The sequence below is a fragment of the Infirmifilum sp. NZ genome (assembly GCF_022693705.1).
Taxonomy (GTDB): Archaea; Thermoproteota; Thermoprotei; order Thermofilales; family Thermofilaceae; genus Thermofilum.
Genome location: NZ_CP094288.1, coordinates 1,037,351 through 1,054,356, shown reverse-complemented (window position 1 = coordinate 1,054,356; position 17,006 = coordinate 1,037,351). Strand labels below are relative to the sequence as shown.

The 17,006-nt window shown below is 53.2% G+C and carries 22 protein-coding genes and 4 tRNA genes; 11 read left to right on the top strand and 15 right to left on the bottom strand.

The window, feature by feature from the left end:
• Positions 1–136 precede the first annotated feature (136 nt).
• Positions 137–210 (bottom strand) — tRNA-Arg (locus MOV14_RS05830).
• A gap of 170 nt (positions 211–380) precedes the next feature.
• On the opposite strand from MOV14_RS05830, the gene MOV14_RS05825 reads away from it, so the two are divergent.
• Together MOV14_RS05825 and hxlB are read left to right on the top strand one after the other, a co-directional pair.
• A complete protein-coding gene (locus MOV14_RS05825; protein ID WP_318536396.1) occupies positions 381–851 on the top strand; it encodes an Lrp/AsnC family transcriptional regulator in 471 nt (156 codons plus the stop codon).
• Between the two features lie 45 nt (positions 852–896).
• Positions 897–1,505 (top strand): 6-phospho-3-hexuloisomerase, encoded by a 609-nt coding sequence (hxlB, locus tag MOV14_RS05820; protein ID WP_318536395.1) that lies wholly within the window; start codon positions 897–899, stop codon positions 1,503–1,505.
• 12 nt (positions 1,506–1,517) lie between these two features.
• On the opposite strand, the gene MOV14_RS05815 is transcribed toward hxlB, so the two are convergent.
• Positions 1,518–3,299 carry an ATP-dependent DNA helicase gene (locus MOV14_RS05815; RefSeq protein ID WP_318536394.1) on the bottom strand — a complete coding sequence of 594 codons (1,782 nt, stop codon included), beginning with the start codon at positions 3,297–3,299 and terminating at the stop codon, positions 1,518–1,520.
• A gap of 239 nt (positions 3,300–3,538) precedes the next feature.
• Here MOV14_RS05815 and MOV14_RS05810 point away from each other — a divergent pair, with 239 nt between their 5' ends.
• The 3 genes from MOV14_RS05810 to MOV14_RS05800 are packed head-to-tail and all read left to right on the top strand — an operon-like array spanning position 3,539 to position 6,400.
• The gene (locus MOV14_RS05810; RefSeq protein ID WP_318536393.1) at positions 3,539–3,775 is read left to right on the top strand and encodes a hypothetical protein; all 237 of its coding nucleotides are present in this window, start codon (positions 3,539–3,541) and stop codon (positions 3,773–3,775) included.
• Positions 3,768–4,700, top strand: coding sequence for a thiamine-phosphate kinase (locus MOV14_RS05805; RefSeq protein ID WP_318536392.1), 933 nt, complete (start codon positions 3,768–3,770; stop codon positions 4,698–4,700). Before MOV14_RS05810 ends, MOV14_RS05805 begins: the two co-directional genes overlap by 8 nt.
• On the top strand, positions 4,697–6,400 hold the full coding sequence (locus MOV14_RS05800; protein WP_318536391.1) for a radical SAM protein: 1,704 nt from the start codon (positions 4,697–4,699) through the stop codon (positions 6,398–6,400). The genes MOV14_RS05805 and MOV14_RS05800 overlap by 4 nt, the downstream gene beginning before the upstream one ends.
• A gap of 24 nt (positions 6,401–6,424) precedes the next feature.
• Here the strand turns inward: MOV14_RS05800 and MOV14_RS05795 are convergent, their stop codons facing one another.
• Genes MOV14_RS05795 through MOV14_RS05775 form a run of 5 tightly spaced genes read right to left on the bottom strand, consistent with a single transcriptional unit; the run spans position 6,425 to position 8,480 of the window.
• Positions 6,425–7,096, bottom strand: a complete 672-nt coding sequence (locus tag MOV14_RS05795) for a translation initiation factor IF-6 (RefSeq protein WP_318536390.1) — start codon at positions 7,094–7,096, stop codon at positions 6,425–6,427.
• Positions 7,097–7,104: 8 nt separating this feature from the next.
• Positions 7,105–7,413 carry a 50S ribosomal protein L31e gene (locus tag MOV14_RS05790; RefSeq protein WP_318536389.1) on the bottom strand — a complete coding sequence of 103 codons (309 nt, stop codon included), beginning with the start codon at positions 7,411–7,413 and terminating at the stop codon, positions 7,105–7,107.
• A gap of 15 nt (positions 7,414–7,428) precedes the next feature.
• Entirely contained in the window at positions 7,429–7,581 is a 153-nt protein-coding gene (locus tag MOV14_RS05785) for a 50S ribosomal protein L39e (RefSeq protein ID WP_318536388.1), read from the bottom strand.
• A gap of 42 nt (positions 7,582–7,623) precedes the next feature.
• On the bottom strand, positions 7,624–7,971 hold the full coding sequence (locus MOV14_RS05780) for a DNA-binding protein (protein ID WP_318536387.1): 348 nt from the start codon (positions 7,969–7,971) through the stop codon (positions 7,624–7,626).
• A 50-nt stretch (positions 7,972–8,021) separates the two neighbouring features.
• Positions 8,022–8,480: a 30S ribosomal protein S19e gene (locus MOV14_RS05775; protein ID WP_326403764.1), complete on the bottom strand. Its 459-nt coding sequence runs from the start codon at positions 8,478–8,480 to the stop codon at positions 8,022–8,024.
• Between the two features lie 100 nt (positions 8,481–8,580).
• On the opposite strand from MOV14_RS05775, the gene MOV14_RS05770 reads away from it, so the two are divergent.
• Entirely contained in the window at positions 8,581–9,351 is a 771-nt protein-coding gene (locus MOV14_RS05770) for a tRNA (adenine-N1)-methyltransferase (protein ID WP_318536385.1), read from the top strand.
• A 148-nt stretch (positions 9,352–9,499) separates the two neighbouring features.
• Here the strand turns inward: MOV14_RS05770 and MOV14_RS05765 are convergent, their stop codons facing one another.
• Complete coding sequence (locus tag MOV14_RS05765; protein ID WP_318536384.1) at positions 9,500–9,901, bottom strand: hypothetical protein; 402 nt, start codon at positions 9,899–9,901, stop codon at positions 9,500–9,502.
• 70 nt (positions 9,902–9,971) lie between these two features.
• Positions 9,972–10,048: transfer RNA gene (locus tag MOV14_RS05760), tRNA-Gln, on the bottom strand.
• A gap of 295 nt (positions 10,049–10,343) precedes the next feature.
• Between MOV14_RS05760 and MOV14_RS05755 the strand changes: the two genes are divergently transcribed.
• Positions 10,344–10,434, top strand: a tRNA-Val gene (locus MOV14_RS05755).
• Between the two features lie 109 nt (positions 10,435–10,543).
• On the opposite strand, the gene MOV14_RS05750 is transcribed toward MOV14_RS05755, so the two are convergent.
• Positions 10,544–11,395, bottom strand: coding sequence for a methyltransferase domain-containing protein (locus MOV14_RS05750; protein WP_318536383.1), 852 nt, complete (start codon positions 11,393–11,395; stop codon positions 10,544–10,546).
• 59 nt (positions 11,396–11,454) lie between these two features.
• On the opposite strand from MOV14_RS05750, the gene MOV14_RS05745 reads away from it, so the two are divergent.
• The 3 genes from MOV14_RS05745 (at position 11,455) to MOV14_RS05735 (ending at position 12,927) form a co-directional block, all read left to right on the top strand.
• Positions 11,455–11,539: transfer RNA gene (locus MOV14_RS05745), tRNA-Leu, on the top strand.
• Between the two features lie 68 nt (positions 11,540–11,607).
• Entirely contained in the window at positions 11,608–12,180 is a 573-nt protein-coding gene (locus MOV14_RS05740; protein WP_318536382.1) for a KH domain-containing protein, read from the top strand.
• 3 nt (positions 12,181–12,183) lie between these two features.
• A complete protein-coding gene (locus MOV14_RS05735; protein WP_318536381.1) occupies positions 12,184–12,927 on the top strand; it encodes a serine protein kinase RIO in 744 nt (247 codons plus the stop codon).
• Here the strand turns inward: MOV14_RS05735 and MOV14_RS05730 are convergent.
• Genes MOV14_RS05730 through MOV14_RS05715 form a run of 4 tightly spaced genes read right to left on the bottom strand, consistent with a single transcriptional unit; the run spans position 12,896 to position 15,078 of the window.
• On the bottom strand, positions 12,896–13,603 hold the full coding sequence (locus MOV14_RS05730) for a Kae1-associated kinase Bud32 (protein ID WP_318536380.1): 708 nt from the start codon (positions 13,601–13,603) through the stop codon (positions 12,896–12,898). The two genes, MOV14_RS05735 and MOV14_RS05730, sit on opposite strands and share 32 nt — an antisense overlap.
• Positions 13,591–14,580, bottom strand: coding sequence for a KEOPS complex N(6)-L-threonylcarbamoyladenine synthase Kae1 (gene kae1, locus MOV14_RS05725; RefSeq protein ID WP_318536379.1), 990 nt, complete (start codon positions 14,578–14,580; stop codon positions 13,591–13,593). The genes MOV14_RS05730 and kae1 overlap by 13 nt, the downstream gene beginning before the upstream one ends.
• A gap of 10 nt (positions 14,581–14,590) precedes the next feature.
• Positions 14,591–14,749: a 30S ribosomal protein S27ae gene (locus MOV14_RS05720; RefSeq protein WP_318536378.1), complete on the bottom strand. Its 159-nt coding sequence runs from the start codon at positions 14,747–14,749 to the stop codon at positions 14,591–14,593.
• Between the two features lie 5 nt (positions 14,750–14,754).
• Complete coding sequence (locus MOV14_RS05715) at positions 14,755–15,078, bottom strand: 30S ribosomal protein S24e (protein ID WP_318536377.1); 324 nt, start codon at positions 15,076–15,078, stop codon at positions 14,755–14,757.
• 119 nt (positions 15,079–15,197) lie between these two features.
• Here MOV14_RS05715 and hsp20 point away from each other — a divergent pair, with 119 nt between their 5' ends.
• The gene (hsp20, locus tag MOV14_RS05710; RefSeq protein WP_318536376.1) at positions 15,198–15,707 is read left to right on the top strand and encodes an archaeal heat shock protein Hsp20; all 510 of its coding nucleotides are present in this window, start codon (positions 15,198–15,200) and stop codon (positions 15,705–15,707) included.
• 25 nt (positions 15,708–15,732) lie between these two features.
• Here the strand turns inward: hsp20 and MOV14_RS05705 are convergent, their stop codons facing one another.
• The gene (locus tag MOV14_RS05705) at positions 15,733–17,001 is read right to left on the bottom strand and encodes an MBL fold metallo-hydrolase (protein ID WP_318536375.1); all 1,269 of its coding nucleotides are present in this window, start codon (positions 16,999–17,001) and stop codon (positions 15,733–15,735) included.
• Between the last annotated feature and the right edge of the window lie 5 nt (positions 17,002–17,006).

Sequence of the window (17,006 nt, the reverse complement as noted above, 5' to 3'; positions counted from 1 at the left end):
TTAGTGCGGATAAACTCTAGGCACCACAATGGGAAAACCCTTTACGCCATATACTCTCACCCACGCAAGGTAGGCGAGGTTAAAGGGATAGTCAATGAAATCCTGCGCCTTTCCCGAATTCTCGAGACAATGGAGGCGGGCCCGCCGGGACTCGAACCCGGGACCTACGGCTCCGGAGGCCGCCACGCTTCCTAGCTACGCCACGGGCCCTCATGTAAACTTTTGGCCGGAGTCTTAAGTTTTTCACCCATTTTTGACCGTCCCGACACAATCACGGAGACGCGCTCTCTGCTCGAAATGATTGATAGCTTATAGAGTATTCTTGCTATAGCCCTAAAATTTTTTAACCGGTGTTACAACACTATATTTGGCGAAAAGTTATGAGCGAGCAGGTTTCAGAAGTCAAGCTAGATCACATTGATAAAAAAATACTTGAAATGCTTCAAGACAACGCTAAGACACCGTATTCGCAAATCGCGAGTCAGCTCGGAATATCTGAGGCGACTGTTCACCTTAGAATTAGGAAACTGGTCAACGCTGGTATTATAAAGAGGTTTCAAGCCGTCGTAGACCCTGAGAAAGTTGGGAAGAAAGTCACGGCCATTATAGCCGTGATAGCTATACCACAAAAGTACAACCAAGTTTTAAAGCAGCTCGAACGGATGCCCGAGGTCTACGAAATATACGATGTCACAGGAGAGTACTCGACGATACTGAAAGTAAGGGTGAGGAACAAGGAGGATCTGGCGAAGCTAATAGACGAGATAGGTGGCATCGACGGTGTCGAGAGCACGAAGACCATGTACGTGCTACGAGTGATTAAGGAGGATACTAGGATTAAAATAGACTGAGAGAGGCCGGAAAAACTAAAAAGTACCATTCCTCTCCTCTTACCTGTGGCTGAAGACGTCAAGAAAGCGATGAGTAGCATAGCCGAGTACATAGCTAAGGCCGCGAACGAGATAGATGGCGAAATGACCAACAGATTCCTCAAATTACTGACTTCAGCTTTAGCCAACAAAAACAAGATCTTGGTCGTGGGAGCGGGGCGAAGCGGGCTTGTTGCACGAGCTTTCGCCATGAGGCTCATGCACCTAGGCTTCGACGTCTACGTTGTGGGAGAGACCATTACCCCATCCGTTCGTGAAGGCGATATCCTGATCGCCGTTTCGGGTTCAGGAAGCACGCAGATCGTGCTCTCCGTAGCGTCCGCCGCTAAGAAGGCTAAGGCCTTAGTCGTCGCCGTAACATCGTTTGAGGACTCCCCCCTTGGTAAGCTGAGCGACTTCATAGTCAAGGTACCCGGGAGAACTAAGGTGGCTACAGAGACAGACTATTTCGCTAGGCAAGTTATGGGGCTCTACGAACCGCTGGCGCCACTGGGAACCTTATTCGAAGACACCGCAATGGTATTTTTCGACGGCGTGATATATGCGTTGATGAACCTTCTAGGTGTACGCGAGGAGGACTTGAAGAAAAGGCACGCGAACGTTGAAGGGCTATAATCCGCGTAATCATCATTTGCGCCCGCGCCGAGTAAGAACTAGTGGGTTTATGCCGTAAAGCTCGAAGAAGCTTCTCGCCTCCGGCTCTGCAGCTCTTTCGTCAAGGAGGAAAACTCTCACTCTGTCATGCTCAGATCTCACGCCTCTACCAATTATCTGGATGACTTTCATCAAGCCCGGGTACAAGAACACCTGCTTCCAGGCCCACTCTCTGTTTCCTGTGGAGGCTTCGAGGATCCTGACCAGGCGCTGATTAACAGGGGAAGGTGTCGGAACGGGTAAGCCGGCAATAACTATCGTGTCTACTAAGCTCTGCTTCATCAACTTAAACTCGACCCCCTCCGAAAACTTCCCCCAGGCAACAATCATCAGGAGGCACTTCTCGTTCTCGATCAGGAACTCCACCATTTCATCTAGGGTTGTATCGTGTCTCTCCATCAGTCTCGGTTTAGCCTTCAGGTACGGGAGCACCTCAATCATGAAAGAGTACGACGGAAAAACCACGAGCACATGTCTAGCATCGGGATCCTCGAAAACGGCTTCAATAGCTTGAGCGTAGCGCCTGTAAAGCTCGGCAGTTCTGAGGACATACCTGGACGATAACCCTGGTACGATTACTAATGTGACGTTTTCCCCCCAAGTAAACGGGTATGTTGCTTCAACGACGCGCTCCTTTTCGACACCAAGTAGCGCCGCGTAGTATTCCGCGGGAGGGAGCGTGGCAGACAGGAAGACGGCAGCCCTTACGCTATGAAAAACCCTCCTAGCGATCTTCGGTACGTTGTAGAAATACACTTTGAAGGCTTTACCCTCGCTGTCGTTTAACGCTAAGAGCACAGAATCACTTGGAAGGTTCTCGACACTTTTTATGAACTCCGCTACCTGCCACGTAGCGGACAACACTCCTATTTTTCTCTCAACGCTCAAGGCGAGCCTACTTAGGCTTGCTGAAGCCGGAGCTATCTCCAGGAACTTCTCAGCAGGGATTTCTGCCCCCTCGTCCGTCGCTGTCCTATCAAGAAGCGCCATCAGGGATTTTAAAGCCTCCCTGGTTTCCGCAACCTCGTCCCCGCCAAATCTCTGAACCTCTCCTATCGCAGAAGCTAAAACAGAGCCATTAAGTCTGCTACTTAAGCTATCCGAGATAAACGTAGGTAAGTTGTGGGCCTCGTCAATGACCAAAAGAGTCTCCGAGAGATTTACATGGCCTCTTTCCACTATAAGGTTAAAGAGCGCCGGGTTGAAAAAATACGAGTAGGAGGCTACGATCAATCTGGCTTTCTCCAAAGCCCTCAAGGCTATCTCGTATGGGCAGATGCCGCTTTCGCGCCCCATCCTCCTCATGAGTGGCGGCGTAAGAACCTGCGGTAGCTCGAGATTAGACGCGCCTTCACCATATGGGCACTCACCACTTGCTCGCTTCAACGAGCAAAACTTCATGAAGCGATTGTAATCCATGTCCGCTACAAGCTTGCTGGGGAAAAGGCAGAGATCCTTCCTGCTGACCAAAGCAACAGCAGTGATATCCACGCCTCTATCGGTAAGCCTCAGAGCCTCACGGATGGGAGCTTGAAACTGACTCTTCGTGTGCGCCAAGTACGCTATGCGTGGGACACCAGAGGCCAGAGCCCCAGCTAGTACTGCAGCGGTTTTTCCAAAGCCTACCGGGTAGCGGGCAATCAGCACTTTAGAAGCTGAGACGCTTTCGTAAACTAGTCTCGCTAGCTCTAGCTGACCGCTGCGCGGATGATCGTATGGAAAGACCTCCTTTATTCTCGCTATCACTTCTTCCATGAACTTGGAATGAGAATAGCTAACCTATGCCTTAAAACTTCTGCTCCAATCGTGATCTCCGCAGATATTGAGCCACGCGAAAATTATTGAAACACAGCTAGGATATAGCTCGAGGGGCAAGCTTGCTCCAGTCTCTCGTTCTTGCTTTAGTTAAAGCTGTCTTGAAGCACACCACGTTAGAGGGCTGTGAGCGGAGATTATATATTTGTGACGCACAATAGAGGTTTTTCGAAGAATGTATGGATGAGAAGCTCCTCAGGTATTTCAGGGAAATCTTGGGGGCTGTAACGTTAGCTGTACTTATAGCCAGCGCCTACTACTCCTACAAGGTCCTTGCGTATGTTCTGAACTGGGAGCCAGGCACACAGCAGATGTACACGTCCTACATGACCACATTAATTTACCTTCTTTTCACGTTAACGTCGCTCTTTCTGTTCTACGAAACTCTCAAGCGAGCGGCTGAGCAACGTGCTTAGAGAAGATGTCATCGTCGACTGGATAACGTCTGCTTTTAGAATTGAAAAAAGCGATGCTGTTGCGGTAGAAACCTCGGGTGCCGGAAGCTTAATCGTGAACGTCGACGCATTTGACTCAGAAATCCACTGGCCACCTCTTTTGAGCGCGTATATGGCTGGCCGCAGAGCCTACATAGCCTCAACGAGCGACGTGATCGTAAAAGGGGGTAAGCCTGTAGCCGTTCTCGTCTCCTTGAGAATACCCTTATCGTTCAGCATAAACACTGTGAAGAGTTTCGTTCTCGGCCTTGAGAGCGCCGCGTCCGAGCTTGGCGCGCGCTATCTAGGCGGTGATACCGACGTGGCTCAGGGTGGGTCATTCAGAGCTGAAGTGATTAGCATAGGGGTGCCTGCTGGCAAGATCCTTCACCGTAAAGGGGCTAAGCCCGGCGACCTACTCGCGATCTCGGGCTGCGTGGGCACTTCGAGTGTAGTGTTCAAAGCGCTAGCCGGTGAGCTGGACAGTCAGCTCCTAGAGAGCGCTCTAAGCGACTGGATGAGTCCGCAGTGGCCTCGCCTAGAGGCATGGTTCGAGGTAACCCGCTTCTTAAGCGCTTCGATCGATAACAGCGATGGTCTAGCTCTCACCCTGCACTACCTCGCCGAGAACTCCGGCGTGAGACTTGTACTCGACGAGATACCCATTTGCAGCATGCCTCTCGAGGTTTTAGGCAAGAGGGACGCCCTCGAAAGCTCCTTGTACCAAAGCGGAGAGGAGTACAACTTCGTCTTTACCTTCCCCAAAGAGTATGAATGGGTTGCCGAGACGCTTGGCGCCAAGATTGTAGGTAGGGTTGTGGAGGGGCGTGGGGTTTACTTGAACGGGTACGGTGAGGTTGTTAAAGCAGGCTGGATCAGCGGAGAGGGGTATTCTAGGAGAGCATGACGATTGCGGTGCTTATAGACGGGTACACGGATGAGCCTGCGGGCCTCGGCGTCCCACCCTATATCGACGTATACCCTCGATACGTTGCGGGCGCGATCTGGCACGCCGACAAAAACGCGAAGCTCTACTACTTCACGATCGACGCATACCGCTCAAACGAGACGAGCATCTCCAGCATAATCGCCAAAGCAGACCTCCTCATAGTTATCGGCGGTGTTGTCGTCCCTGGGCGATACCTCGGCGGCAAACCCATAACTCCCCAAGAGATAATCTCAATACCAAAGAAATACGAAAATCCCCTCAAGGTTCTCTGCGGCCCAGTAGCCCGCTTCGGGACCGCGTTGCGGGGTGGGGAAAGAGCAGTTCACCCGAAGGCTCTCGAGGAAGCATACGACCTCATCATCAGGGGGGATCCAGCGCATGTCATTTACGAACTACTCGTCGAGAAGAGTGTTGAAAAAGTGAATCCGTTCAAACTACCTTCTGACTACCGCTTGACGGATATATTCGCGGTGAAGGGGGCAAGAGTGGTGCTACAGCACCCCAACCTAGGGTTTAACTTGACGGCGGAGATAGAGACTTTCAGGGGCTGCCCTCGGTGGCTATCCGGCGGATGCTCGTTCTGCATCGAGCCACGCCTAGGTCGAGTAGTGTGGCGCGAGCAGGAAGCTATAGCCTCAGAAATCAGAGCTCTCTACGAGCTAGGTGTCCGAGCCTTTCGGCTCGGAAGGCAGAGCGACTTCCTGGCATACAAGGCTAAAGGCGTGAATGAGGTGGAGTACCCGGAGCCGGCCCCTGAGGAGCTCGAGAAGCTCCTCCAGGCGGTGAGGAGGGTCGCACCAAGCCTGGAAACATTACACATTGACAACGTGAATCCGATGACGATAGCTCTCCACGAGGAGAAGGCCGAGAGAGCAATCAAGATCATCATTAAGTATCACACTCCCGGTGACGTCGCGGCTTTTGGACTAGAGAGCGCTGACCCGATAGTATCTAGGGAGAATAACCTCGGGAACAGTGCGGAGGACGTTCTGAAGGCCGTCGAGGTCGTGAACCGCCTAGGTAAACGGAGGGGTTGGAACGGGCTGCCGGAGCTCTTACCTGGGTTAAACTTCGTGTTAGGCCTGAAGGGAGAAACGAAGAAGACCTTCGAGTACAATAGGGAGTTTCTTGAAGAAATCCTCAGGAGGGGGCTACTGGTGAGAAGGGTCAACATAAGGGAGGTCCTTCCCTTACCGGGCACGCCGATGTGGAATATAGGGGACAAGATAGCTAAGAGGCACAAGAAGTTCATTCTAAGCTTCAAGAGATGGGTTCGCGAGTACTTCGATGTTGAAATGATGCAAAGGCTTTTTCCAAAGGGAACAGTGATCAGGAGGTGCTGCATCGAGGCGATTGTTAATGGAAAATTCGTTGCGAGACCTACTGGGAGCTACCCGGTAACGGTATTTCTCGAGGAAGGGAAAGTAGGCTCAAGAGTGGACTGCGTTGTATACGACCATAAGGCTAGGAGCCTACTCGGCGCGAAAATGCCTCTGACTACGCGCAACAGGCGAGTGCTGGAGAAACTCTTCGGACGGGAGCTGGCTGAGAGAATCATTTCAGAAGGACTGGAAAAAACAAGCGATAACGTCAAATTCTACTTCATGAGAGCCACCCTAGCTAGGTGGTCCCCACTTGTGAGGTCCTCAGACCAGTGAAGGGAGCAGAGGAGCCAAGTGCGGTCACGAAGGCGGGAAGAGCACCCTCTGGATCTGCATGAGCTCGTGACCAGTTGTCTCGTTTCCGACCAGCGCACCCTTCGTGTTGGCAATTATCCCTGATCTAAGAAACATCCTCCCCCTGTTAACCGTGAGCAATCCCGCCTGGACTTTCAGTATTGACTGAAGCTCGGACACCTCCTCATCTGTCACGAACGGGGGTAGGGCTAGGGCCTTATTTGTCACGACTGCAAGGGAGCCCACGAAGGGACTTTCTCCAAGATACCTCGCCTCGCACTCGACGCTCAGCGTTTCTTCCACGGACTTGACAGCTTTCTCGGGCAAGAGTGGACTTACGACGCAACCCTTGTCGTTGACCAGAACGAGGTTCCCGATGCCCGTCTCTCTAACCTCTTCCAGGACGACTACGTTTAGCCCCATCTGCTTTATGGAGCTGAGCTCCGACTCGAGGACTGTGCGCGGCAGCACGACGCCGTTATTGTTGCCGCAAAGCAACACGCCGAGCAACCGGGAGCCGGCAACGGTTGCTCTAAGAGCCTCGACTTTGAGCGTTTCGACGACTTTCTCCTCGAACTTGCTTGGCGCATCAAAAGGTATCAGTGCGAACTCATCGTTGATGAAGACGAAGACGCCGATCTGAGGCGTTCCAAAAATTTCGGCGAGATCCACCGACATATCAAACGCTACTCTTTATGCTCTTCTTTGGCTTGCGATGGCAGGTCGACTTCGGCCTCTACAACCTCCCCTTCTTCAACACTGACTCTCACGTTTACCGTGACGCGCCTTGGAGGCTTCTCGATGCTCCTGCTCCAAATGAGCTCGTTCAGCCTGTTACCAACCTTCACACCACCCTTCACGTGGAAGTGCCTAGCAACCCACTCCCTAACAAGCCGCACTGCAACTTTGGCTCTCTTCTTCCTAGGCGCCCTATACGCGTCGCGTAAAGGAATGGTCGCCGTGAATACGTTCTCCCCTTCCGCTAACTTAGGCATACGGATACCACCTCGCTACAGTTGCATCCTGCTTCTACGCCAGTTACGACGGGGTTTCCTTCGCACTCTACCCAGGGTCTTAGCAATAACCCATATTGGAACTTGCTGGTTCTCCCGTACAGCCGCCGCCAGCCGTATTTTCTTCCCGAGTGGTTTATTGTGAGCCATGAGCCGACGCCCGATTCATAGAGATAGTTGCTAATAAAAGCTTTATCCAAAACCGACTCGGAAGCGTATCTCCTGTCTTGTCTCTGAGAGCCTTGACAGAATCCGCTTTAACGTTTCATCGTCAATCGGTAATCTGACGGAGCCGCTCTGTGCGAGCTGAATGAGCTGTATCTCAAGGGCCTCTACGAGTTCAGGTTTTACGAGCTTCAAGTTAGAGAGCCTTGAGCGCGCCTCCGGGGTCAGAATCCTCCGGAGGATCTCTTGGCGCTTAGCCTCCTCCGCCGCGCGCTGAGCCTCTGCTCTCTGAGCTTCAGCGAGCTTTTTCTGGTACTCCAGCATCTTCCTCTTCTTGATCTCCTCCAGCTCCGTGGATTCCTCGAACTCGCTCATAGCCACCAACAGTAGATGACTACAACAAGCTAAAAACTATTCTGAAACTACTACTCGACGTATTTCTTAAGCTCGGGCCTTTGCTCAGCTAACTTCTTGAACAGCGAAATGGCGATTCGGTCCACGAGCGAGCGCCCCTTATCCGTTACAACTCTGCCCCTAGGCGTCTTCGCGACGAGCCCCGCCGCCTCTAGCTGTTGCAGAGCCTTCCTTATAGCAGAGCCTCCGCCCTTCCTGAAGTGTTTACGCTTAACCGTGTTCTTACTCCTACCGCCGTACGCCGTGCGTAGCCGCTCAATGCCTACAGGACCGTATATGTAGACCTTTCTGAGGAGGGCGGCACACCTTTTATACCACCACTCAGGGTCGCTAGGAACCCTTTCGCGGCTAGGACCTGTCTTAGCATAGAAGGCCCACTCCGGCGGCTGCACCTCTTTCACGTTTTCTTTGAGGTACTTTGCGAGCTCCTCCACCAGCATGTTGGGCGGCACGAACTTCGCGTTAACCAGTTAAACCACCTTCTGTGTTCTCCTGGTGCTAGTCTTATAAAGTTATCCCCGAGCTCCAGTCAAACCTTTTAAACAGCGATACAACGCTTGATCGCGGTGCGTGACTGTGGATACTATCAGGGAGGGCGAGTGGGTACTCCTTTACTACGACGAGAGGAAAAGCTACGTGGTCCGCGTTGAGAGAGGTAAAGTTTTCCATACGACGCACGGTTCCATCGACCTTTCTACGCTCATTGGACTGCCTTACGGAGCTACCGTTGAAACTAACGTGGGCGAGAAGCTAATAGTTAGCAGGACCAGGTTCGTCGATAGGCTTGAGGGGCTGCAGCGCGTAACGCAGGTGATATACCCTAAAGACCTCGGCTATATACTGCTCGAAGCTGGTGTGGGTCCCGGTAGCAGGGTGGTCGAGGCGGGCACCGGTACCGGCTTCCTAGCCGCAACGCTGGCGTGGTACGTGCGGCCCAGCGGGCGCGTGTACACATACGAGGTGCGAAGGGACTTCTACGAGATTGCGCTTAAGAATTTCGAGGTCTTGGGGGTTCTCCCGTACATCACACCGAGAAACAAAGACATCAGAGACGGTATAGAGGAGAACGATCTGGACGCCGTTGTACTGGACATGCCGTCCCCCTGGGAAGTCGTAGAGGAGGCCGCCTCAAAGCTACTCAATGGAGGAACGCTCATCGCGTTTGTCCCAACAACTTCACAGGTTGAGAGAACGCTGCATAGCCTCAAAAAAACCGGTTTAAGGATGGTGGAGGTGACTGAAATAATGATGAGAAAGTACCAGCCGAAACCCGGCGAACTCCGTCCACAGAGTCTTGGCGTAACTCACACGGGTTACATTATAAGCTCCCGGAAGCTTTAAGCAAGCAGCGTTCGACGCCACAAAACCCTTTGTACCGCCCATTGTACCTAAGCTAGGTCGAAGAGAGGCGAGCTGAGCTCCGCCGGGGTAGTTGCCCTTAGAGCCAGGACGATGACCTAGGAGAAAACTGCAAGGATATGCTGGAACTTCAAGAAACAGCCTCTTTCCTGACGCTAAAGTCTAGGAAGAACCTGCTTTTCCATCCCGCTTTCTCCAGCTGACTACTCATGCGCAGAAGCACGCCTGGAGTAAAGGAGGCCAGAGCGGCATAGACCACGCGGCCTTTCTTCGTGAGCGTTACCAGTAGCACTGTTGATGTTCTTCCAGACCCTCCCGGCGGCTGCATGTGCACCACGTAGTTTGATGCAGCATACTCTTCGGGGGCTATACCGTATTCTCGAAGCCACCTGTAAACCTCATCAAAAAACGCTGCGTAGCGTTCACCGCTCCGCACCTTGCGGTAACCCGCAAGGGAGAGGTCGAGCCAGAATACCTCAGAGTCCTTGTTGACAGAGTACACCGCTAAGCTCTTGAGGCCTCGCACCCGCACAACAACACCTGCGCTCGAAAGCCCCCTGGACTAAATAAATCTATCCCGGTCCAACCTGGAAGAATAGCGATGGTAGCCCGGCGGGGATTCGAACCCCGGATCTGCGGGGCCAGAGCCCGCCATGCTTGACCGCTACACCACCGGGCTTTCGGGACTCAATAGCATAAACCTGGATTTAAACTTAGCTTTAGGAGCCGAGTGTTTCAGGGCACAACGTGATCTACCTTCCCCTATGTTTGCTGAGCAGTCAATGCTTCCTGCCGCGCTAACCTTGAAAAAGCGTGCCTCTAGCACTAGCTCATGCCAGTGGAAAACGTAGGGCGCCCACCACGCGGGTGTAAGTGAGGTGGAGTGGTTGGCTCAAAGTGCAGCAACTGAAAATGCGTTGCCGAAATTTCAAGCTAAAGCTTTTAAGTCCACCACGACTCATCACTAACGTCCAGGGCCCGTGGTCTAGCGGTTAGGATGTCGCCCTTACAAGGCGTCAAGCCTAGGAGCGGCGGAGGCCCCGGGTTCGAATCCCGGCGGGCCCACTTTTATAAGATTCAGTCCACGTTCTTACAGCAGGCGATGACGAGCCTTTGCGAGGTCTGAGGAGTGACGAGTCGAGCCCCGCGGAGCCAGTTTATCAGACGACGTGGGCTATTCCTTCACGGCCACAATTCCATATCCTCTCTCGACGCGAACTACCCTGAAACCAGCTTCCCGAAGCCTTGCGATAACTCCTCGCTGCAAGTCTACTCCCCTATGCTTGCCGGGGGCTCCCGTGTAGTGAAAGAGGCGCCCACCTCTCTTCAGAACCCTGCTCAACTTCCTGTAGAAATCCCGGCTGTAGAGCTCGGGGGCAAAGGGAAAAACAGGCGGATCGTGTAGGACAAAGTCAAACTCCCCCTCTGGCATCTCATCCAAAACATCAAAAGCGTCGCCTAATATCACCTCGACGTCTTCTAAATGCCTTGAGAAAGGATTGTGCTCGGCGATGTAGAGAACGTTAACGTCGACCTCCACAGTCTTTACCGAGGCACCGCGCCGCCAAGCCTCTATAGCGGTGTACCCTAGACCCGTGCATATGTCCAGACCCTTCTCACCCCGCTTAACTCTGAGCAAGCTGACCTTCCTTGCCGCATCCCTTGTTGGCGTAGTACCAACAATGTTGTGCATGTGCACTCCGTCGATCTCGAGCGTTGGAGCCACCCCCTCGCCCAGGTACCTCAGCTTGTAGTAATGCGCGCCTCTAACCTCGACCACATAAGGCTTCCCCGACGCGGGGAGGAATAGCAAACGGTCGCTCTCAGCAAGGAACGAAAGCGCGTCAACCCCCACGCGGAAAAGCCCGATTTCGGTCTCGAATACAGCCTCGCCTCCTTCAAGCCGAACGAGGGCCTTTCGCAGGCCGAAGTCGACTCTGACTGCACTTTCCCCGCGCAACACATCTGCTGCGGTGGCTGGAGTAACCGTAATACCAACCCGGGACCTGAATCTGTACAGAGCCATCTATTTTTCATAAAAGTGATGGAAAAGTTAATATTCCGTCTTTGGCAGAAAGAGTAGGAGCGGGGGTGCCCGAGCTAGGTCAAAGGGGGCGGACTGAGGCTCCGCTGGCGTCGGCCTGCCCGGGTTCGAATCCCGGCCCCCGCACTTTCTTCCGTAGCTAGTAACGAAGCTTTATATCCACTGTGCATGTGATCCCGAATAGGTGTCTGAGCGTGAGCGTATCGGGGCGGTTGCCCGTACCAGTTGACCCTGAACGGCTGGGAATAGTGGTGGGGCGCGACGGGTTGAACAAGAGGAAGGTAGAAGAGGCGTTTAACGTAAAGCTGCATGTTGATAGCGAAAAGGGTTTGGTTTTCGTGGAGCCCGGCGAGGGGGCTTCGATGTACAATGTCTTTAGAGCCAGGAAGGCCGTGGAGGCTCTCGCTCTGGGTTTCCCTCTTGAAGATGTTCTGCTGTTGGCTGACGACCTTTACGACTTCGAAGTTATAGACTTAAGCGAGGCTGCCAGGAACCAGTCGGATTTGAGTAGAATAAAGTCCCGCATTATAGGGGCCGAGGGCAAGTTCAAGAAAACCCTCGAGGAGGTTGTCGGCGTAAAAGTGGTTGTAGGCGACAAGGTCGTTGGACTTATAGGGGACTTCGAGCAGCTCAGGCTGGCTAAGGAGGCCATCTCGAGACTAGTCCGAGGCCAGTCGCACCAGACCGTGGTTAAATTCCTCGAAAGGGAGAGGTACGGGTTGAAGAGGCGCCGTGTTGACCTGTGGGAAAAGTGGAGCCAGGTTTGATTTATGAGCTACAAAAGGCCTGAGAAAGATTCAGAGCTCAGGGAGGTTCTCGAGGATGTCTTCGACTTCAGGACGGTCATGGCTGTATACAGGTTGATGAACAGGGGAATTCTCTCTAAGCTCTACGGCACCGTGTCCACTGGGAAAGAGGCCCGCGTTTATTGGGGGAAGACTCCGAGGGGGGAGGACGTTGCCGTGAAGATATACATGGTGTGGACAGCAGAGTTTAGGAAAAGCCGGATGAAATACATTCTCGGCGACCCGCGGTTCGAGAACGCTCCCCGTGACCCTGTAAAGCTCATTAGTACTTGGTGCAGGAAGGAGTTTAGGAACCTTAAGCGTGCACGCGAGGCGGGGCTTCCAGTTCCACGGCCGATAGCTTTTGAGGAAAATGTTCTCGTAATGGAATTCATTGGCAAGGATGGTGTACCATACCCCTTGCTCAAAGACCACCCACCGATCAATCCAGAGAAAGTGCTGAACTCTCTGAAGGAGTTTATAGCTAGGCTCTACTGGGATGCCGAGCTAGTTCACGCGGATCTCTCAGAATACAATGTGATGATCAGAGAAAATGATGAAATCGTCGTTATAGACTTCGGCTCCGCTGTTCTTAGGTCTCACCCGAACGCCTTAGACTTCCTGAGGAACGATATAAGAAACGTATATCGCTATGTGAGTGAGCTGGGCGTGAACCCCGGAGACCCCGACGAGTTCTTCAAGAAGGTTGTTTCAGGCTCCTTCTCCTAGCAGAGACGTAGCGTCCTCTCATCCTTATATCCTGCACCCTCTCAAGGACGCGCATCGTGAACTCCTCGCCTGCCACTGATCGGTAGCCCTGGAGGAAGTACTCTAGGAGCCGTGACGCGATCAGCGGGTGTGTGCTTTCGAAGACGCGTAAGAGAAGGTGTATATCGGTGCCGCGGTCCTCATCGCGATGGGAGAAGTATCCTAGCCCGAAGTCTATGAGCCACACATTGTCGCCTTGCACTATCAAGTTGCTGGTAGTGAGGTCTCCGTGAATGATTCCGTTAACGTGGAGTTTAGCGACCATTGAGCCTGCCTGCCTCATCAGCTCGTGCACTACCTCGTCATTGACACTCTCGTTGAGAATGTCCTTCAGCCTCCTCCCTTCCACGAAGCTGGTTACAAGGATTCCGTTAGAGGCATCCATGTAGACCACGTGCGGGACATTAACGCTCAGCAGTCCCGCTTTCGCGAGTAGACGCGCCTCGAGACTAGTCCTAGCTACCCGTAACCTAGCATCCAGCTGGGGGTGCCGGTAAGGCTTCGCGACGCGGTACTTCACCATTACCTTCTCGCCCGCGATTTCCCCTCTAACGAGAACCGCCTCAGCCCCCACAGCAACAACTGAGGCGTTCTCAAGCCCAAGCATTTCCCCTAATGTGCGGATCACTTCCTCCACGGTATTTCCACCTCGTCTAAACGCCAGAGAGGTCTAATCCTGCTCTCGTCCACATCGATGGTCACCCCGCTAGCGTATGCCAGCGCGCCCGTGTAGGCTATCATGGCCCCGTTGTCGCCGGCCAGCTCTCCGAGCACCCTGGCGAATCTAACGCCTCTCGACTCCGCCATGCTGCTCAGCTTTTTCGACAGAAGCTCGCTTCTGGCAACACCGCCTGTCAGAACGACCTCCTTTTTCCCCGTGTGAGCAAGGGCCCTCTCCGTCACCTCAACCAGCATCGAGTAAGCAGTCTCTACAAGGCTGAAGCACACATCCTCTAGCGGGTACCTCTTCTCCTTGTACAGCTTAATCGCGTAGGTTAAAAGCCCGCTGTACGAGAGATCCTGACCCTTAACCACGTAGGGCATCTCGATGTACTTAGAGCCGCGCTTCGCCAGCTCCTCTACTCTCGGCACACCCGGGAAACCTAGTCCGACCTCCCTCGCGAACGCGTCCAGGCAGTTCCCAAGAGGTATGTCCAATGTTTCCCCGAATACCCTGTATCTCCCCTCATTGAAGGCGGTAATTATGGTGTTTCCCCCAGCCACGTACACTACTACCGGGTCCCTTGTGCCTGTCGACAGCAGAGCGATCTCCACGTGCGCAACGGCGTGGTTGACGGGAACTAGGGGCTTCGCGAGCTTCAGAGCTAGGTACCTTGCAAGCGTTGCGCCAACCCTCAGGCAGGGACCCATGCCGGGACCAAGCGCCACGGCGACTGCGTCCAGGTCGCGGAGGCTCAGCCCGGCTTCTGCTAGAGCGCGGCGAAGAACGTCGACGGCGACCTTGCTGTGATGCTCCGCCGCATCGCTGGGTTTTATACCCCCGCTGGGTGGTACGTAGGTTCTGTTGACGTTAGCCAGAATGTCCCCGTTCTCCGAGGCTATGCCGACCCCAAATGTGTGAGCCGTCGATTCGATGCCTAGAACGAGGACCATCGAGAATCCACTAAACGAACTCCGTGTAGCCGCATTTCCCGCATGCCCAGCGCTCGACGGGCTTGAGGTGGTGGGCCATTATCGAGCCGCAACGTGGACATTTTTTGTTCTTTAACCTTATCGTCCCGGTTTTGTAATCGTACTCGTAAAGCTTGTGTACGTTCGCCAAAGCCCTCACCCTTGCTTCGGCTGGGGCTGCTCTTCCTTTAGGAGGCCGTTCCTCTTGAGTATGTATCTCGGTTCGAAGGCTCGGGCTCTGTCATCCGAGTTGTATATGTGCACGTAGGCTCGAGTTACGCAGGACCCATAGCTTGTGACAATCTTACGCACCACAACGACGTTAGTGCTGGGTAGCCCCAGTGTGTTTCGAAGCAAGTCCGCAATGTAGTGTCTCGTAGGGGTTCCCTGACCCCAATGCTCGACTTCGACCACGAGCTCTCTCCTAGGTATGACCGCGTTCGTTTTATCACTAACCACCTTTAGGGTACCTTGAGACATGCGAACTCCTCCGGCACATAACCACTCGATATTATAAAAGTTTTCCTGGACTGCCTTGTCGGCACCCCGACCGAAATCTTTTAATCTTCACTCTTAGAAATACACAGACGGTGGACCATATGAGCGAGTTTGACGAGTGGTTTAGGCGTGTCCGGAAACTGATGGACGAGTTCGACAAGATGTTTGAGGAGATGATTCGAGAACCCTTCATCGAGGGACGTGGCGGCAGCCGTGTAATAGGTCCCTACTACTACGGCTTCTCGGTGGAAATAGGTCCAGATGGCGTGCCGAAAGTCAGAGAGTGGGGGAACATTCGGCCGGGGCCGGTGAAGCCCGTAATCAGGGATGCAATTGAGCCGTTCACCGATGTGTTCGACGAGGGAGATTATTACCGCGTCATTGTTGACATCCCTGGTGTTGAGAAAGACCAAATAAACATCGAAGCAACGGAAAACTCGATGATCATCTCTACTAGCGGAGACCGGAAGTACTACAAGGAGATTACTTTCAAGGATGCCATTAAACCGGATACCGCTAAGGCACAGTACAAGAATGGTGTACTGACAATCACCGTGGAAAAGAAAGTTAAAAAAGAGAGGGAGAAGGGCGTCAAGATCAAGGTTGAATAACAGTATATTCTATTAACAGTATATTCTATATCTCTATTTCTACTTCTTCGCCAAGCGCTGGCATTAAGGCCTCCCGACCCTGCTCTTCCACGTAGTTTTTCATAGCCCTCTCTGCCTCAGCTTCCCCGTGCACTAAGAGAAATTTAGCGTTACTCTTGGAAATCTTTACAGTTTCGATCAGCTCACTTTTTCCGCAATGGGCTGAGAAGTCGAACCACTCAACCCTAGCCTTCACCATGCCTTTCTTTGTGGGCGACGCGAAGACCCCTGTCTCCAGCACTTGTCTCGCTGGCGTCTCCGGTATTGCAAAGCTAACGAATATGACGGCGTTCTTCTCTTTCTCCATGATCTTCTCCATGTAATACTCGCTGGGCCCGCCTTGCAGCATGCCCGCGGGGGACACTATGACCGAAGCTTCCTCAACGGCTTTTTTGCGGTCGTTCCAGTCCCTAACTTTAGTCGCCATGCCCACAGCTTTCTCGAAGAGCCCCGGATCCCGTAAGAGGTGACTGTCCTCGAGAATGAGATCATTTGCGGCTTTCGCCATTCCATCAACGTAAACTTTGTACGGGAAGTTATACTTGGCTAGAACGCAGAGTATTTCCTGGGCTCTACCCACGGCAAAAGCCGGAATGAGAACAGTACCACCCCCCTCGATGACTTCTGTGACTGTAGCGATGAACTCCCGTTCCACCCAATCCCTAGGGGGGTGATCAAACTCCGCGTAGGTGGATTCCGTAACCACGAGGTCGGCTTTCGAGAGAGCGGACTTATCACCCATCCTAAGCAGGCACGTATCGTGCAACGCATAGTCACCCGTGTAGACCACAGTGTAGCTACCCGTGTCGATACTGATCATTGCGCTACCCGGGATGTGGCCAGCATCCACTAGGCTGACTGTAACGCCGCCAAACTCGTATGACTCGTTAAACCCCTTAAGCACGGCGTTCTCCATCATTCCCTTAACTTCCGAGTACTCGTACGGCACGTAGTACTTTGATAGCTTAAGGAAATCTCTTATCAGGAGGTCTGAAAGGCTTAGGGTCAATGGCGTCGTCACTAACGGCGGGGAAGCCGAGACGTAGAGCAGGGGGAGCGCTCCGCTGTGATCTAAGTGCGCGTGGGAAAGGGACACGAAGCTAATCTCTTTCGGCTTCACTGGTAACGGGAACTGGGGCTCCTCTCCTTCAAGGCTTACGCCGTAATCCAGCAGTATCCTACTACCATCGTCGAGGGTGAGCAGGATCCCAGATCTACCCACCTCTTGCGCAGCTCCCAGTAGTTTTACTTTCAACAATC

Coding starts and splice junctions, on each gene's coding strand:
- MOV14_RS05825 (WP_318536396.1), top strand. CDS start 381: ATGAGCGAGCAGGTTTCAGAAGTCAAGCTAGATCACATTGATAAAAAA.
- MOV14_RS05815 (WP_318536394.1), bottom strand. CDS start 3,299: ATGGAAGAAGTGATAGCGAGAATAAAGGAGGTCTTTCCATACGATCAT.
- MOV14_RS05810 (WP_318536393.1), top strand. CDS start 3,539: ATGGATGAGAAGCTCCTCAGGTATTTCAGGGAAATCTTGGGGGCTGTA.
- MOV14_RS05800 (WP_318536391.1), top strand. CDS start 4,697: ATGACGATTGCGGTGCTTATAGACGGGTACACGGATGAGCCTGCGGGC.
- MOV14_RS05795 (WP_318536390.1), bottom strand. CDS start 7,096: ATGTCGGTGGATCTCGCCGAAATTTTTGGAACGCCTCAGATCGGCGTC.
- MOV14_RS05790 (WP_318536389.1), bottom strand. CDS start 7,413: ATGCCTAAGTTAGCGGAAGGGGAGAACGTATTCACGGCGACCATTCCT.
- MOV14_RS05785 (WP_318536388.1), bottom strand. CDS start 7,581: ATGGCTCACAATAAACCACTCGGGAAGAAAATACGGCTGGCGGCGGCT.
- MOV14_RS05780 (WP_318536387.1), bottom strand. CDS start 7,971: ATGAGCGAGTTCGAGGAATCCACGGAGCTGGAGGAGATCAAGAAGAGG.
- MOV14_RS05750 (WP_318536383.1), bottom strand. CDS start 11,395: ATGGCTCTGTACAGATTCAGGTCCCGGGTTGGTATTACGGTTACTCCA.
- MOV14_RS05735 (WP_318536381.1), top strand. CDS start 12,184: ATGAGCTACAAAAGGCCTGAGAAAGATTCAGAGCTCAGGGAGGTTCTC.
- kae1 (WP_318536379.1), bottom strand. CDS start 14,580: ATGGTCCTCGTTCTAGGCATCGAATCGACGGCTCACACATTTGGGGTC.
- MOV14_RS05715 (WP_318536377.1), bottom strand. CDS start 15,078: ATGTCTCAAGGTACCCTAAAGGTGGTTAGTGATAAAACGAACGCGGTC.
- hsp20 (WP_318536376.1), top strand. CDS start 15,198: ATGAGCGAGTTTGACGAGTGGTTTAGGCGTGTCCGGAAACTGATGGAC.